Raw genomic sequence first — 16,976 nt, 5'->3', positions numbered from 1 at the left:
TCAGCTAATTTCAATTATACCTAGCAAACTTTACCTGGATTCAAAATACTTTTTGGATCAAAGGCTAACTTAATGTTTCTTAAAAGTTCTATTCCTTTTTCACCCATTGATTCTTGAAGAAATGGCATCTTTGCATATCCAATACCATGCTCTCCAGATACTTTACCACCTAATTCCTTTGCCTTACTATACATACATTCAAAAACATCGTTCAGCTTTTTATGCCACTCTTCCTCAGAAATGCCATCCTTAAGAACATATATGTGTAGGTTGCCATCTCCTGCATGTCCAAAGCTTTTAATTCTTATATCAAATTTATCTTGAAGCTCATCTGTAAACTTAACGAATTCAGCAATCCTGTTTCTTGGTACAACAACATCACATTCATCCATTTCTGTTGTCGATGCCTTTATTGCTTCAAGAAAGGCTCCCCTAGCTGACCAAATTGATTCTTGTCTCTCTTGGGTGTTTGATATTAGTACATCAATAGCCCCTTCTTCTAAACATATATGGGCTACTTGTTCATATACATTCTCTATTTCTTCTTTACTATTTCCATCAAAGGTAAGCAGTAGATAGGCATCTGATGAGCTATCGGGAAATCTTTTTCCTAAAAACTCTTCTGATGCCAATATTACATCCCTAACCATATACTCTATGGCAGTAGGTATAACTTTTGACTTGATTATTTTAGGTACTGTTTCAATTGCCTGCTCTAGGTTAGGAAATGGTACTAGCAGGCTTATGGCCTCTTTAGGTAATGGTAATAGCTTTAATATAGCCTTGGTCACTATGCATAGAGTACCCTCCGAGCCTACAATTAGGTCCTTTAGGCTGTATCCTGAACTATTTTTAACTACCTTGCCGCCTACCTCCATTATCTCTCCGTTTGGTAGTACTACTTCCAGCCCCCTTACATAGTCTCTAGTTACTCCATATTTTACTGCCCTCATACCACCTGCATTTGTGTTTATGTTTCCGGCAATGGTAGCACTTTTCTCACCTGGATCCGGTGGGTAAAAAAGGTCCTGTTCTTCAACATATTTTGATATTTCCATAAGTAGTACTCCAGGTTCAACTGTTAAAGTCAAGTTTTCTTCGTCAATCTCAAGTATTCTATTCATTTTACTTAGGTTTATCATTATACCTCCATGAATAGCTACAGAAGCACCAACAAGACCAGTTCCCTGTCCCCTAGGTGTAACGGGTATATTATTCTCGTATGCATACTTCATTATTTTAGATACTTCTTCGGTACTTGCTACTTCAACTAGTACCTCTGGAAATTCCTTAATGCCAGCCAGTTCATCATGGCTAAAATCCTCATTTATTTCTTCTCCAACAAAAATACTGTCTTTTCCACAAACTGACACTAAAAAATCTATGTCCTTTTGCTCAATCCTTTTATATTTCACAACAAACCCTCCTCATCCTAAGATTAAGCCAATAGTTCCCTAATATTGTCTATTCTACAATCCTTATCCTTCAGCTTCTCTATAAGCTTTGGCAATATTTCATATATATCTCCAACTATTGCATAGTGGGCTGCCTTAAATATAGGGGCATTTTCGTCTTTATTAATGGCTACTATACATTCTGAATTGTTCATACCTGCTACAAATTGTATTGCGCCTGAAACACCACAGACAATTATAAGCTTTGGTTTGACTGTTCTACCGCTAAGACCTATTTGATTTCTTGGGTCAGCCCATCCTGCCTCTATTAGTGGTCTCGTAGTAGCAACTTGACCGCCAAGATAATTAGCTAGTTCATGGACCATTTTTAAGTCTTCTTCTTTTTTTATTGCCCTGCCGGCAACTATTATAACCTCTGCATCCTCTATGCTTTCAACTTTCTCTTTCTTTTTCACATCTAATACTGTAATTTTTGACTTGAGTTTTTCCTTTTCAATTTCACATAGTATAATTTTTCCCCACGTATTCTGACTTCTTTCTGGAGCTGAGAATATTTTATATCTTACTGTTGCAAATTGTGGTCTATGATTTGGCGTATATATATGGGCCATTATATTACCACCAAAGGCTGGTCTTATCTGATCCAAATCTGTATTTTCTTGAACATCTATGATAGTACAGTCGGCTGTAAGTCCTGTTCTAAATCTTGCTGCTGCCCTTGGGGCAAGGGATCTTCCTATAGTAGTCCCTCCTACCAATATAATAGTAGGATTTGTTTTGTTTATGAAATCCTCAAATACTGCTGTATATGGCTCTATTCTAAAGTGCTTTAATTCTTCATCATCATATACGAACACTTCATCTACTCCATAGTGAAGTATTTCTTCTGCCTTATCCTTTATATCATGTCCCATGAAAATAGCATAAACTGGATGATTTATTTTTTCTGCAAGCTCCTTAGCCTTTCCAATAAGCTCAAGAGTAACGGGGTGTATTTCTCCATCTTCATGATCTACATATACTGCTATACCCTTCCATAAGTCTTTATCTATTTTAGGTGTCTCTTCTTCGACAAATTCAAATATACCTTCCGGTCCCTTTTTAACACATATTTTGCACATCTTGCAGGCTGCATTTATTTCGAGTTTTTTATTGATATAATCAATAGCATTAAAGGGACAAAGTTTAATAAGCTCCTCAGGATTTGAAACCTTGTCTTGGTTTATTATTATCTTAGCCATTGTATCCCTCCTCCTACACAAACTTTAATTCTGCTAACTTGTTGAATAATTTTTCTGTTACTTCTTCCCCTGTTCCCCTCCACATTTCATGGTCATTATTTCCTTCAGGAGGAAATATTTTTAAAACCTGAGTGGGTGAGCCCTTTAATCCATATTTCATTTCATCCAGATCTTCAAAATCCTTTAAACTATAGAATGGAATATCTCTATCCTTTGTTGCCATCTTTAATTTAAATGACGGTAGTCTTGGCTGAAATATTCCTTTTTCTACCGTTATAAGGCAAGGATATTCTATTTCTACTATTTCTATAGTATTCGGCATATCCATTTCTACAACAATAGAAGCTTCCTTTACTTCAATTACTTTTCTTACATTTGCCACATGGGGTATTCCTAAGAACTCAGCCATTTCAGGACCTACCTGTGCTGTATCTCCATCAGTAGTCATTTTTCCGCAAATAACAATATCTGGATTGCCTAGCTTTTTTACACCTTGTGAAAGGGTATACGCTGTAGCTAAAACATCTGCTCCAGCAAATTTTCTATCAGTTAATAATGCTCCTTCATCTGCACCCATCATAAAGGCCTCTTCGATTATTTCTGCAGCCTGTGGAGGGCCCATACTGATAACACCAACCTTCGCTCTATTAGCCTGTTTTATCTTCATTGCAGTTTCAATTGCATATAGATCATATGGGTTCATTTTAGAATCAATACCGTCTCTCTTTAATACCCCGGTCTTTTCGTCAACTTCTACTTCAGAAGTTCCTGGAACTTGCTTAATACAAACAATTATTTCCATTAAAAATCCTCCTTTGGTAATATGGTCATACCACTAATTTGAAATTTCTACAACTCAAGTAGTTTAAAAACTTCATAATTTGATTCGTCTTGAATCTATAAGCCTTTTTTACATATTGTATTAGTTTCTATCCGAATTTAAACGTTAAATTCACTTATTATTTCTTCTAGCTGTTTTACAATTACTTGCATGTCCCCGGTTGTTTTGTTTATTTCATCTATAGAAGATGCTTGTTCATTAACTGAAGCTGAAACTTCTTCTGTAGCCGCCATAGATTGTTGTGTAATCGATGATATTCCTTCTATAGATGTTACTACTATATCTTTATTTCTATTAATATTTTCTATATTTTCTATAAGGATTTCTATTTTTCCAACAATGTTATTAATCGCTTTGTCAATAACTTCAAACTTTTCTCCTGTATCATTTGATACCTGATTTGCTTTTTCTACAATTTGTTTTGCATCTTTCATTTGTGATTTAGTAACATTTACTTCTTGTTGAATATCATTTATCATTTTTTCTATTTCCTTTGCATTTATCGTAACCATTTCTGCAAGGTTTCGTATTTCATCAGCCACAACTGCAAATCCCTTTCCCGCATCTCCTGCTCTAGCGGCTTCAATAGCAGCATTAAGGGCTAGTAAATTAGTTTGGTCAGCAATGGATGATATAGTATTTGTTATTTGGCTAATAGAAGTTGAATTGCTTTCTAATATATCTATTTGTGATGCTATTCTTTCTACAATAGCATTATTACTGTTTATTGCATTTTGTAACTCATTAATAGATTCATTTCCATTTTTATTGACATTGATAATTTCATGGATATATTCTTTAACCTGTATGGAGTTATTTACAGCTATATTCACTTCTTCAGTAAGCATATTAAGTTTATTAAATCCTTCTTCAGCATTTCTTGCTTGTTCTGAAGCTCCTATTGCTAATTCATCTGTAACCTTTGCTACTTCATCTATAGATATAGAAGTTTCAGTCATGCCATTTAGAAGATTTTTTGAGTAGTTAGTTACGTTGCTTGAAGTGTTTTTAATGTTGTTTATTATGTGCATAAAATTTACTCTTGTAGTATCAATTGATTTAGATAATTGCCCTATTTCTGAATCGTCGTGATGGACATCTATTGATTTAGTTAAATCACCATTTGCCATATATAACATACCATTTTTTAATTTTATTATTGGTCTAATTATTTTAAAAGTTGATATTAAAATATTAACTACACTGACAATACCTGTTATAACAACAAGAGTTATTATTAGTGCGATAAATTCATTTAATTTGTTAGATGCTTCTTCAAATTTTTTAGTGCTTCTATTGTTTACTTCTTCCTCAAATTTATTTATTACATCCCAATATTTATCTAGATTTTCTTCATATTCTTTTCCAAACAACAAATCGCGTGCCTTTGCAAAATCACCCTTTTTAGCCGCTGCTATTGCTAAATCTTCAATTTCATATAAAGACTTACCACATTCTCCAATGGCATTAAGAAGTTCAATTTCTTTTTCGACTAAACCTAAATCATGTAATCTTTCTTTATATTTTTTTTCAATATAATTATCAATTCTTTCTAAATAGTTTTCATAGTGAACTTTATTTTCAGTTTGTGCGTATTTCCTAATATCATTAATTACATCATTATTAAATTCACTAATCCTAACAGTAATGTTCTTATATTCAGTTTTCTTTTCTTGTGCAATAAGTGTCTTTTTATAAGCATCCTTAACTAGTAAAGCATTACCAATTAATAATAGCACCAATACTATAGTCACGGTTCCTAAAATTATATTTAGAGTTGATTGCTTTAAAGCTCTTTTTTGCATTATTATCCCCCTCTCTATCCCAAAACTTCTGTTAAGTTATATATAGTTCAATTCCTGACTCCATTTAGAGTTACAGTATTAAGTACCATCAAAAAACACCTCCAAAGACGGAGTCAAGAATAAATGGAAAAATATGAGAAAAATATACTATATCAAAGATGCTTTAGGAAACTCTCAGTAAGCTAATTTAAATTATCTTTTATCTTCCTATGACACTCTTCTTCAGAAAGGTCATACTTACGAACATATATGTGCAGATATTTATTAATTTATTTTACATTCAACTTCTACTACCTCTGAAAAAATCTCCATCTTTCCTATTCTGTCAAAGGCTTCTTTCAAGTCTTCTAAGCCCACAGTAACTGCGATTCTAATGTAACCTTCTCCACAAGCTCCAAACGCATTTCCAGGAAGAACTAATACATGAGCTTCGCGCAAAATTTTATCAGCAACCTCCATTGAACTTAATCCTGTTTCCTTGATATTAATAAATAAATATAAACTTCCTCTAGGAGGTAAAACAGACATATTTGGAATGTTCTTAATTCTTTCATATGCGTAGAAAGTTCTTTTTTTGTATTCTTCTACCATAGACGGCTGTACTTCATCCCTCATTCTGAGTGCATGTAAAGCAGCTCTTTGAGAGATAGAAGGAGCCGTAAATACATTATTTTCATTTACATCCTTCATAGTCTTTATTATAAAATGGGGGGCTAATACATAACCTATACGCCATCCTGTCATACAATAATCCTTTGAAAAACTACCTATTGTAATTGTCCTCTCCTTCATTCCTTCCAGGGTTATAATTGGAATAAAGGGCTCTGCATAGCTGAGTGCTGTATATATGTCATCTGCAATAACTATAAGATCATACTCTATAGCAACCTTTGCTATAGCCTCTAGGGTCTCTCTGCTAAAACAAGTACCCGTTGGATTATTAGGAGTATTTATAATTATTGCCTTAGTTCTATTAGTTATAAGACCTTTTAATCTCTCTGTATCAACTTGGAATTCATCTTCCTCATAGGTTTCTAAAACAACTGGCTTACCTCTAGTTAGTTCAATTTGCTGTGGATATGGAGTAAAGCAAGGTTCATGTATTATTACTTCATCTCCATCATCTAATATTGCCTCTAAAACAAGCCACATGGCATGGCATCCACTTGTAGTTATCATACATTCTTCTAGTTTTGCATCATAATTATAGGTATCTTTATAATACTTACAGATTTCTTCTCTCAATTCTAAATCACCTAAAAAATCTGTATAGTGTGTATGTCCGTTTTTTGTATCCTCAAAGGCTGCATTAATGATTCTCTCATCAGTTGTTAAGTCTGGGTCTCCTAAGCTGAAATTAATAAGATCGTCATATTCCCTTGCTAGGCGTCCACTTTCTCCCATAGGTGTAGAAATATCATTCCAATATCGTTTTGATACAAATCTATGTTTCATATTCAAATCCCCCTCTTATTAGTAATATAATCATACATCTAATAATCAGAAACATCGCTTCAACAAATTTAGAAAAAAATGTTTTTAAAACCTTATATGGCATAAGCCTCGGTCATAAGGACCAAGGTCCTATGCCAAAGAGTTAAGTCAACAAAATCTACATTACTTTATTATCATATTTGCGAAGAATACAATTATTGGTAAACTAATAATCGTCCTTTGTAAGAAAACTATCAATAAATCCTTAAAATCAATTGGTATATCTGAAGTTAAAATTATCGTACCTGTCTCAGTCATGAATACTATCTGAACTAAAGATACTGCCGCAATAACAAACCTTGTTTTGACTGATGCTATACTTGATCCTAGGATTGCAGGTAAGAACATATCAGCAAACCCTACTATCGTAGCTGGTGCAGCTTCAAATGCTTCTGGTACACCTAATATTTTTAGATAATAAGCAAAAGGTAATGACAACCAATCAAATACAGGAGTATAAGTTGCTATAATCAACGCAATTGTTCCCCAGGCCATGACAAGTGAAGAAAGAGTAAATATAATACTTAAAAATATGTCTAATCCTCTTCCTAATAGTTTTGGTACTGAATCAGCTTTTTGTGCTCTTTGGACAGCTAATTGAAGAGCCCATTGTGTTGTTTTTAAACCTTCTGGGGCAACTTCATTAATCTGTTTGCCAACAACTGGATGATATTTATCCTCAATTCTATTTAACGGCCATATCCTTGCTAGAATTATTGCACAAACAGTACCTGCAAATGTTACAGTTAAATATAACGGAATAAACACATGATCTACCTTTAAAAATGCTGCAACTACTAAACAAAAAGGTAATGACACAGCAGAAAAGCATGTAGCTATTGTTGCTGCTTCTCTACCGGTATAATATCCAGAACTGTATTGTATGCTGGTTAATTGAACTCCAACGTTACTATTGCCTATCCAAGATGCTATTAAATCTATAGCTGAACGCCCAGGTAACCTAAATAATGGTTTTACAGCTCCTCTTAAAACTGTTCCCGTATAGTCCATGATCCCGTAATCCATTAGTAATGGCATCAAGAATGCTGCTGCTAAAAACCATGAAATCAATGTCGCAACTAGTCCAATCATAAGGCCACCAGTATCTGCAGAATATATATACTCGTGTCCCAATTTGCTTAATACTAATATTCCAAATACTGCTCCCATAATTCTAAATACTAAGAAAAAAGCACTTGTCACAAAATATTTTTCTAAATATTTATTTTCAGTAATAAACTTTGGTTTAAATATTGTCCCTATTGTAGAAAGTATTGCTGAAATAACCATTATTGAAGTAATAAATTGTCCTGAAATCGGCTTTAAGATATCTGCTAACCATTCCGATATAATACCCAGTATTATTGTAATATTACCTTCATATTTAACCGGCATTATAAACAAAGCAACACCAATTAAAGATGGTATAAGAAACTTTAATACATTTTTATAGTTTAATTCAATAATTTTATCTTCACATAAATTCTTGTTTGTATTAGTATTCATACTTTTTCAAGGACGCTGTGATAAAATTTAATTTTTTAATATTATTATATTGTTATACTATAGGTAATTTGAAATTATCTTATTTTATTTACCGCCCTCAAGTCCCTCCCTTTTAATTTAATAATTAAACTAAAGTAATCTTTAAACTTATTAAGTACTCTTCTTAATTTAAATGTATGTCCTATACAGTATTTTTTATAATACTCTGATAACTATATCTAATTTTAGCTATTTAGCTTTTCTAACTTCTGAATACCTTCAAAAACCATATCCTTTGTTACCTCATATGGTAGATATTCCATATCAGGGCTATTTACTGTATTTTCAAGAACCTGTTCTAAATACGCCCTATCATTTTTAACCTCAATGTCTTCTAAGCATGTTGGAAGTTTTATTTTTTTATAGAAATCATGTAGTTTCTTTAATTCTTCTTCTTGATTATCCATAGCTAATTGAACTAAAACTCCATATGCAACTACTTCACCGTGCAAATGATTTTTTTCTATATGCTCTAATATAGTAAGCCCGTAGAATAATGAGTGAGCAAGTGCACCATTATATTTTTCTTCTACAAGCATAGAAACTAATCCAGTACTTAAAACATTATTTAAGATAACTTGGCTGATTTCAAATGAGCTTTCACCTTTTTCACAGTCCTGTAAAGCTTTTTCTCCGTATTGAAACATCGGTTTAACACACATAGCACTGATTTCTCTTCCCATTCCAGAGCTATGGTCTAGCTTATCACCTCTAGATGCTAATGTACACTCATAATGCTTCGCTATTGTATCTCCAATACCAGCCCACAAATATTTAACAGGTGCCTCTGCTATTATTTCACTATCCATAAATATATGAACCGGTGGTTTTTCAAAGAAGTAGAATGAATCAAATTCTCCTTTTTCATTATAAACTACTGATAAACAAGTAGTAGCTGCACAAGTAGCTGCGATGGTTGGAACAGTAAATACAGGAACATTTATCTTATCAGCTGCCCCCTTGGCAGTATCAATGGCTTTCCCTCCACCGACACCGATTATCATATCAACCTTTTCATCGCTCCCCTTTTTAGCAACTAAGCCCATATTTTCAAAAGTACATTCTCCACCGTACCACATAAAGTCAACAACTTCTAATGCACTACCTTCAAGTGCACTTTCAATTTTAGGTTTAGCTTTTTCTAATGCTGTTTTACCGCCTACTATCAAGGCCCTTCTTCCATAATGCAAGCATATATCCACTAAATCTTGTAAAGAGTCTTCACCGATTGTATAGTTTGGAAATGTAACTGTCAGTTTACTCATATATATCACCCTTTATGTTAGTTTTTCAGTTTGAACTTTTTTCTATTATATCCAACTTTATATATCTACACAAAGTTCATTCTGCTTAAGATGTGTGGAAAATTATAAATTAAGTATTTTTTATGGTCCCCTCATCATACTCCCCCTTTTTAATTTTCAGAAACAATGTTTCATATTTTTTCTAAAAAAAATTGATCTCTATAAAATATCACAAATTTTTAACTATTTTTATTCTTCAATACATAACAATACATTTGCTGGATCATTCATCAAATAAGTTTTGAATTCATCTCCAAATTCTTTATAAACAATATCTAGGGCTGATTGGATATCTCTAACTACTCTTATGTCTGTATTCTTAAATACCTCTTCTTCTAAGTCAGTTACAAATATTGTATTAAAATCTTCAATAAGTTTTGTAGTTAAATATCCTCCGAGTCTTGCTGTTGTAAAGTTATCTCTAACAAACTTTTCTCTTTCCCAGTTTGTTTTGAAATTTTTAATTACCTCTTCAACTTCACCATATCCAACACCATCTGGACACTGTGCTAAAAATATTAGATATCCACCTTTTTTAACAGCATAAGTAGGATTTTCAAAAGATTTACCAGCTATATATAAATCAATGTCTTTCGGATATCCTCCACAAGAGACTATTGCTAAGTCAGCTTTTTCCTTCAATTTCACTTCAAGCTTACTTCTAGCTATTTTACATCCTTCTTTATGGGCTTCTATATAATCTCCAGCAACTGCACTCCCTATCTTCCCATCTTTGTTCATTATAACGTTAAACATGAATGATGGTTTTACTATCTCAGATGCTTCAAGGATATCTTGATGCTGAACATTACCTTCAATAATACCTGAACCAATATTTTCTCTAAGCCCTTCACCTATTGTTTCTGAAAAAGCGAGAGAATGATTAGCTTTAATAGACTTATACCCTGCTATTCCTGGTAAAATAGATTTTCTTCCGCCTCCCCATCCTACCAAATCATGAGTAATTATACCTCCTGTTAAAACTACATGATCACATTCAACAGCTATTTTATTTATTTTCACAGGAGTACCATTACTTGTGGCTCCTAAATAAACTAAATTATCGTCATCCTTACAGTTATGATCTATAATTGTAAATCTTTTAGAAAGTTTCTCACCTAAGAGAGTCTCCTTTTCTTCATCTGTATGGACTCTATGGGCACCAGTAGCACTTAAAAATACTATATCCTTGTCTTCTACTCCACCAGCGTTTAATTCTTCTACAATATAGGGAAGGAATACATGGGGTCTTTGATAGGCTCTAGTTATATCATTAATAACAATACATACTCTTTCACTTGATTTAACTATTTCTCTAAGCTTTTGACTTCCTATTGAGTTGTTAAGGGCATCTATAATAACTTTTTTTTCTGACTTTATCTCTTCTTCATTTACATCTGGACATTTTATTTCACCTAATACATTTCTCTCTGGTAATGAAAACTTAACTTTTTCTTTCCCATATTTCATAGTTATTTCTTTCATTATTATAGTCCCTCTCTTTTTTTCATATATTAAATGAAATCATCAAACAACTTCTTAAATCTTGTTTACAGTGCAACAGTTTGTGATCCTCATGCATCACGCTCCAATATTTGCTTTATATACATTAAAGCTCTCTTATTTTTAATCAGTTTTAGAATTCTACAACTATTTAAGAAACTACTTTTATAAGCTCTTATATATAGTTTATTATTTGTTTAATAAATTTAAGATACTATCGAATATATATTAAGTAGTTTAATACTCTTGTAATGTATGTGGCTGAATCACTTAATATATATTCGACACAGAATTGGGAGTCAAAACCTTTAAAAGGTTATGAACAAGGAGTTAAATTATAAATATGCTTAGAACTTATTATTGTAACTGCTGCAGCATCTTCAATAAATAGTCTAGGTATATCTCATCGACTTGTAATACATTAACTCCAATATCTTATTTTCAACATAATCATCACCTTGATTTTAATATCTACACATATTTTGAAACATTGTTTCATATCGTTTCTAAAAAAATAATTTCTAATTATATGTCGAATATTTCTCTATAATATTATTTCTTTAAGTAATAATGTTATAACTCGCCTAGAAGAAACATTGCTTCAATATGATAAAATAAAAAATAATTAGAAACATTGTTTCTAATTATTTTTATTTTATCATATTTTTCAAAAAATTCAAATATATTTTTATTTGTTTTTATATACGATTCTATGCTCTTCTAATTTTTTTATAAATGTGCCTCCTTTAATCGTTCAGAAATTTCTTTACTAATTTTTCTAAGCTCTTCAATAATATTATCTATTCCTTTAACCTTTAATCTGCTTGTTGGCCCCGAAACACTTAGCGCTGCTACAGTATCTCCTTTTGAATTAGTTATTGGACAAGCCATACAAGTTAATCCATATTCATACTCTTCCTTGTCGAAGGCAACCTTTTCTCTAAGTATTTGTTCTTTTTCTTTATTGAAATCTTCATATTTTATGATAGTATTTATAGTTCTTTTTTCAAGTTCATGAGAATTAAAGTAATTTTTTATTTCTTCATCACTCATTTGGGATAAGAATATTTTACCTGTTGAAGCACAGTAAAGAGGAGCAATGGGTACTAATTTTGAAACTAAAGCTGAAGTTTCTCCTTCAATGCTGAATATATTCAAAACATTCCCTTCGTGGCTAATACCTAAATTAACAGTTTCACCTACATCCTGTGAAAGTTTTTTCATATAAGGTTCTGAAATTCTCTTCATACTTAGCTTCGACTTTACCTTTTCTGCATACTGGATAAATATCAGACCTAGTTTATATCTATCTGTCTCATTATCTTTTTCAACAAAATTTCTCTGATAAAATGTATTTAAGATACGATAAACAGTAGCTTTTGGTAAGTCAAGATTTTGAGCAATTTCTGAAACTCCAATATACTCATCAGCCGAAAATAATTCTTCAAGAATCAAGACTGCTCGATCAACCATGGTAATGGTATCATAATTTCCTTTATTCATAGTCATAGGTTCACTCCCTAAAATCATATGTACATTCTTTTAACTAATTATATAACATTATACCATTTATAGTTTTTCAATCTTGCAAATTATTATAATTGTTATTAAAATTTTGTACTCACAAATATAAAGGAGCCTCTTAGAATGACGCATTATTGCGTTATTCTGAGACCCCTTTAGACCAAACTCATAGGATATATCTATAAAACAGGCTCTTTTTATTTTTCTGAGTATACATATATGACCTCGAACGCATCCTTGAGTTAAAATTTATCACATGTACCATTTTTATCAAATATACATAAAAACTACAGGGATGAAGTGAATTCTACCCTGTAGTTAGTATAACTTGCATTCAGTATAGCTCTTAATATTTAATTAATTTTCTAAGCTTTTTCTCTCATAATCTCAGGCGCTTCTACTTCTTTACCGTAGAACTTAACTATAGCAAACGCTAATCCCCATCCAATAATTAGCGATATAAAAGGATTCATTCCAAAAATCGCTGCTGGTAGATAACCTACTAGTAGAGCTATACCAGCACATGTTAGTGCATACGGTATTTGAGTCTTTACATGATCAATATGATCTGATGCAGATGCCATGGAACTCATGATAGTTGTGTCTGATATCGGTGAACAGTGGTCACCAAATACAGCCCCTGTAAATACAGCTCCCATAGTTGCAAATAGAATTGTTCCTGTATCTCCACCACTTAATTGGTACACAAGTGGAACGGCTATAGGCATAAGTATTGCAGTAGTTCCCCAAGATGTTCCTGTTGAGAAGGCTATAATACAACCTAGTAAAAATACTGCCATCGGAATTACACCTGCTGAAACCTTTCCATCTAATACGCTAACTAAGAACTTCGCTGTTCCTAGATCTTTACACATACTTCCTATACCCCATGCTAACACTAGTACCATAATTGCTATTACTAATGATTTTGCACCATCAATCCATGCATCCATGGTTTCTTTGAAGGTTAGTATCTTTTGACATAGTACTAGGGCAAAAGCAACTATTGTACCACTGAATGACGCCCACATCATTGCAACAGCTGCGTTGGCACTACCAATAACTTGACGAAGTACACTAAGTGATAAAGGGTTTGCCTTTACAAACTCAATTAAGGCAGTGTCATCTCCAGCCATTACCGCTGCACGTCCATTTATATATAATCCTACAATTACCATAACTATAACAGTTAAAACCGGAATAATTGCATTAAATGCTCTTAAAGGAATATCATCCTTTATTTCCATCTCAGTAAGTTCCTTAGATGCTAGCGGTATTGATCCATCAGCAACAAGCTTTCCAGTTTTTCTAGCTCTTCTTTCAGCAGCTAACATTGGACCATAGTCTCTTCCTGTAAATGCAATCATAAGTACAAATCCAAGCATTATCAAACTGTAGAATCTAAAAGGGATAGACTGAATAAATGCTTCATATGCATTCATTTCAACACCTATAGATGCAAAGGCATCCTTTAGCAGACCTAATTCATATGCTATCCATGTTGATACAAATGCCATACTTGCAACCGGTGCTGCAGTTGCATCGGTTAAAAATGCAAGCTTTTCTCTAGAAATACGGCGTTTGTCAGTCAATGGTCTCATGGTTGTCCCAACTAGTAATGTATTTGAGTAGTCATCGAAGAAAATAGCAAGACCCATAGCCCATGTAGCTACCATAGCACTTTTAGCTGACTTTGCTTTACTTCCCAGCCACTCAGCTATAGCCTTTGCCCCACCTGACTTTGCGACTATACCAATCATACCTCCAAGTGCCAAGTCAAATACTATAATTCCTGCATTCCATTCGCTTGCGACTGATCCCGCAATATACTTCTCAATAGTCTTAGTAAAGCCTAAAAAGATGTTTCCTTTGTAAATAATTGTAGCTCCAACAAATATTGCTGCAAATAATGACGGTAGTACCCTTTTGGTTGTAAAAGCAAGAATAATTGCTACTAACGGGGGAATCAATGATAGCATTCCATAATGTTCTACAACATTCTCCATAAAAAAAACTCCTCCTTTTTATAAGTCTAATATAATTTTACGGAGGAGTTTCATAATGCTTCATGTTGATTCAAATTTATTTATTTTTTATTTTGAATTTTTTGAATTTTTTCAATTGATGTTCTAATCAATCTTGCTTTGGATAAGTAAATTGTCAATAAATTTAATAACATTTACTTTACCCCCTGAGGTTCTACGACCCCGTATATAGTCCATCTCAGCCTTAACACTCTCAAAATCAAATAGTGAGTTTGAGTATTTTACAAAGCTTTCATTCATGTAATCCTCAATACCAGCATTAGCAATATTTCTAATACCTTTGATTACTGCTCTTCTTATTCTTTGTTTCATAATTTTGGGATTTTCTCCAAACCTCTTACATATCCCTTTGAAATCACGCATTATATATTTACTATCTTCTTCTTCAATTAAGTATTTGCAAATTTTGAGTATATCGTACGATCCTTTTTCTCCCAGTATTCCAATATTGCTTAAGATATACTCTATTTTATTAATTTGATTTACCTTCTTGGGTTTCATGATTTCCGTAGGTTTTGAATTAATCTGAAGCATACCTTTAATATTTGAAATCGCTCTTGCCATTTCAATTTTTTCCGATACAGATCTAATAACCTTTTCAATTTCAATGATATTAATTGGTTTACTTATAAAAAATTCAACTCCAGAAGTATAGGATTCAGCAATCATTTCCTTATCGGATACCTGAGAAATAATTATAAAGTAAATCCCAGGATTGGTCTTCTTTATTTCCTTGGTGAGACTCGATCCATCCTTGTTCGGCATTAAATAATCAACTAATACAATGTCCGGCTTTAGTTCCATTATTTCCTTGAAAGCTGTGTCTCCGTCATAGGCATAGCCCACTACTGTTCCTAGCTTCTTCTCTTCAATAATATCCTCTAGTATTTTTACAATATTAATATCATCATCAACTATATAAAACTTCAATTTTCCACACCCTCTAAGTTAATTTTATCTATGCTGATTATAAATGTAGTACCTTTTTCAAAGCTTGATTCAACATCGATTTCTCCGTTAAAATGATCTTTAATCAGGTCCTTTACAAGTGTCAATCCTATACCACGGTTTATTTCTCCAGTTTCTTTATCAAACTTTGTTGAAAACCCTGGATTGAAAATATAGTTCATGTGATCTTTTTTAATACCCCTACCGTTATCCGAAACATAAATCTTAACTTTTTCATCTATCTCCTCTATTTCTAATCCTACAACAGCATTTGGTGAATCCTTACAGGCTTCTATTCCATTATTTATAAGATTTCTGAGGATAGACATTAAATGATAATGATCCTTTACTAGAACATTGCTTTTTATCCTATGTTTAAATTCAACATCCAAGTTTTCCTTTCCCAAGAATTCTGTAGTACTAATGGCTAAGATATTCACCATATCCTTAATACTTATTTTCTCAAACTTAAACTTATTTTCAAAAATTTGTTCTAATCCTATAATAACCCTTATATAGTCTTTCTTAATCTCATGAATATCCTTAGATAGGTCAAGAATAATATCTTGCAGTTCTTTTGGAACATCATCGTTAGTAGTTGAATATTTATAGGCTTTAAAGCTTTTGCTCATTATATCTTCAATATACTTCATATTCTTATTCATAAAGTATATTTCACTGGTAAAGCTCGAGGTTAAAAGCATGAGCCGCCTATACCTAGCCTCATGCTCTAGCTTAAACAAAAGTGATTTATATCTTTTTAGTGTTATTATAATTATAATAACTATCAGAGTCCTAATGGATGCTATAATAAATAGTCCCTTAATTATATTTCCCTCTAATCCAATTATCTGTGTTCTAACGCTTATTTCAGCTACATTAGACAAATAATCACTCATAAGAACTGTAAAGGCAAATCTTGTTAGATTCTTATTTTCATAATTAGTGTATAGATAATGAAATACAAGGCCATATGTTAGATAAAATACCATATCCGGTGCAACAATGGAAATGGCATGGCTAAAATCTTTGATTGACATAAACATTATTAGAGTTCTAAATAATGGAGATACTACAGCAGTTATAGCGCAGGTTGTGATTGGATTTAGGTTCTTATTATTGTATAAAAGAATTGGTAACAAAATAGTTGAAAAGGATATAATAAAGCCCTCAACAAAAAAGTTCAAATAAAACTGGGCACCAATAGAAACTAAAATTGCTATATAAAGCATTTTCTTTAGCTTGTACATAGAATGTTCTCTCTTTCTATAGAGAGTTCCAATTAAAGTTTTGACTGGAATCTCTATATTA

General features: G+C 32.5%; 12 protein-coding genes. All 12 read right to left on the bottom strand.

What is annotated here, in order from left to right:
* Nucleotides 1-20 precede the first annotated feature (20 nt).
* The 12 genes from R9X47_RS23985 to R9X47_RS23930 all read right to left on the bottom strand — a co-directional run bounded on the left by R9X47_RS23985 (nt 21) and on the right by R9X47_RS23930 (nt 16,915).
* Nucleotides 21-1,415 carry an FAD-binding oxidoreductase gene (locus tag R9X47_RS23985; protein ID WP_432663616.1) on the bottom strand — a complete coding sequence of 465 codons (1,395 nt, stop codon included), beginning with the start codon at nt 1,413-1,415 and terminating at the stop codon, nt 21-23.
* A gap of 23 nt (nt 1,416-1,438) precedes the next feature.
* Nucleotides 1,439-2,656 carry an FAD-binding protein gene (locus R9X47_RS23980; protein ID WP_432663615.1) on the bottom strand — a complete coding sequence of 406 codons (1,218 nt, stop codon included), beginning with the start codon at nt 2,654-2,656 and terminating at the stop codon, nt 1,439-1,441.
* A gap of 13 nt (nt 2,657-2,669) precedes the next feature.
* Entirely contained in the window at nt 2,670-3,458 is a 789-nt protein-coding gene (locus R9X47_RS23975; RefSeq protein WP_432663614.1) for an electron transfer flavoprotein subunit beta/FixA family protein, read from the bottom strand.
* Between the two features lie 137 nt (nt 3,459-3,595).
* Nucleotides 3,596-5,302 (bottom strand): methyl-accepting chemotaxis protein, encoded by a 1,707-nt coding sequence (locus R9X47_RS23970; RefSeq protein WP_432663613.1) that lies wholly within the window; start codon nt 5,300-5,302, stop codon nt 3,596-3,598.
* A 264-nt stretch (nt 5,303-5,566) separates the two neighbouring features.
* On the bottom strand, nt 5,567-6,757 hold the full coding sequence (locus tag R9X47_RS23965) for a pyridoxal phosphate-dependent aminotransferase (protein ID WP_432663612.1): 1,191 nt from the start codon (nt 6,755-6,757) through the stop codon (nt 5,567-5,569).
* Nucleotides 6,758-6,919: 162 nt separating this feature from the next.
* Entirely contained in the window at nt 6,920-8,302 is a 1,383-nt protein-coding gene (locus R9X47_RS23960) for a YjiH family protein (protein WP_432663611.1), read from the bottom strand.
* A 224-nt stretch (nt 8,303-8,526) separates the two neighbouring features.
* A complete protein-coding gene (locus R9X47_RS23955) occupies nt 8,527-9,606 on the bottom strand; it encodes an iron-containing alcohol dehydrogenase family protein (protein ID WP_432663610.1) in 1,080 nt (359 codons plus the stop codon).
* A 228-nt stretch (nt 9,607-9,834) separates the two neighbouring features.
* Nucleotides 9,835-11,130, bottom strand: coding sequence for a nickel-dependent lactate racemase (larA, locus tag R9X47_RS23950; RefSeq protein ID WP_432663609.1), 1,296 nt, complete (start codon nt 11,128-11,130; stop codon nt 9,835-9,837).
* Nucleotides 11,131-11,877: 747 nt separating this feature from the next.
* Nucleotides 11,878-12,657, bottom strand: coding sequence for an IclR family transcriptional regulator (locus R9X47_RS23945; protein ID WP_432663608.1), 780 nt, complete (start codon nt 12,655-12,657; stop codon nt 11,878-11,880).
* A gap of 380 nt (nt 12,658-13,037) precedes the next feature.
* On the bottom strand, nt 13,038-14,678 hold the full coding sequence (locus R9X47_RS23940) for a Na+/H+ antiporter NhaC family protein (RefSeq protein ID WP_432663607.1): 1,641 nt from the start codon (nt 14,676-14,678) through the stop codon (nt 13,038-13,040).
* A gap of 123 nt (nt 14,679-14,801) precedes the next feature.
* Nucleotides 14,802-15,647: a DNA-binding domain-containing protein gene (locus R9X47_RS23935; protein ID WP_432663606.1), complete on the bottom strand. Its 846-nt coding sequence runs from the start codon at nt 15,645-15,647 to the stop codon at nt 14,802-14,804.
* Nucleotides 15,644-16,915, bottom strand: coding sequence for a sensor histidine kinase (locus tag R9X47_RS23930; RefSeq protein ID WP_432663605.1), 1,272 nt, complete (start codon nt 16,913-16,915; stop codon nt 15,644-15,646). The genes R9X47_RS23935 and R9X47_RS23930 overlap by 4 nt, the downstream gene beginning before the upstream one ends.
* Between the last annotated feature and the right edge of the window lie 61 nt (nt 16,916-16,976).

Origin of the sequence: Wukongibacter baidiensis (assembly GCF_050888315.1) — a bacterium.
GTDB classification, from domain to species: Bacteria; Bacillota; Clostridia; order Peptostreptococcales; family Caminicellaceae; genus Wukongibacter; species Wukongibacter baidiensis.
Note: the sequence above shows the minus strand (reverse complement) of the source record. Positions and strands in the feature narration are given on the sequence as shown.

Excerpts from the sequence above, each read along its gene's own strand:
- R9X47_RS23980 (WP_432663615.1), bottom strand. The coding sequence starts at position 2,656 with ATGGCTAAGATAATAATAAACCAAGACAAGGTTTCAAATCCTGAGGAG.
- R9X47_RS23975 (WP_432663614.1), bottom strand. The coding sequence starts at position 3,458 with ATGGAAATAATTGTTTGTATTAAGCAAGTTCCAGGAACTTCTGAAGTA.
- R9X47_RS23970 (WP_432663613.1), bottom strand. The coding sequence starts at position 5,302 with ATGCAAAAAAGAGCTTTAAAGCAATCAACTCTAAATATAATTTTAGGA.
- R9X47_RS23965 (WP_432663612.1), bottom strand. The coding sequence starts at position 6,757 with ATGAAACATAGATTTGTATCAAAACGATATTGGAATGATATTTCTACA.
- R9X47_RS23960 (WP_432663611.1), bottom strand. The coding sequence starts at position 8,302 with ATGAATACTAATACAAACAAGAATTTATGTGAAGATAAAATTATTGAA.
- R9X47_RS23955 (WP_432663610.1), bottom strand. The coding sequence starts at position 9,606 with ATGAGTAAACTGACAGTTACATTTCCAAACTATACAATCGGTGAAGAC.
- larA (WP_432663609.1), bottom strand. The coding sequence starts at position 11,130 with ATGAAAGAAATAACTATGAAATATGGGAAAGAAAAAGTTAAGTTTTCA.
- R9X47_RS23945 (WP_432663608.1), bottom strand. The coding sequence starts at position 12,657 with ATGACTATGAATAAAGGAAATTATGATACCATTACCATGGTTGATCGA.
- R9X47_RS23940 (WP_432663607.1), bottom strand. The coding sequence starts at position 14,678 with ATGGAGAATGTTGTAGAACATTATGGAATGCTATCATTGATTCCCCCG.
- R9X47_RS23930 (WP_432663605.1), bottom strand. The coding sequence starts at position 16,915 with ATGTACAAGCTAAAGAAAATGCTTTATATAGCAATTTTAGTTTCTATT.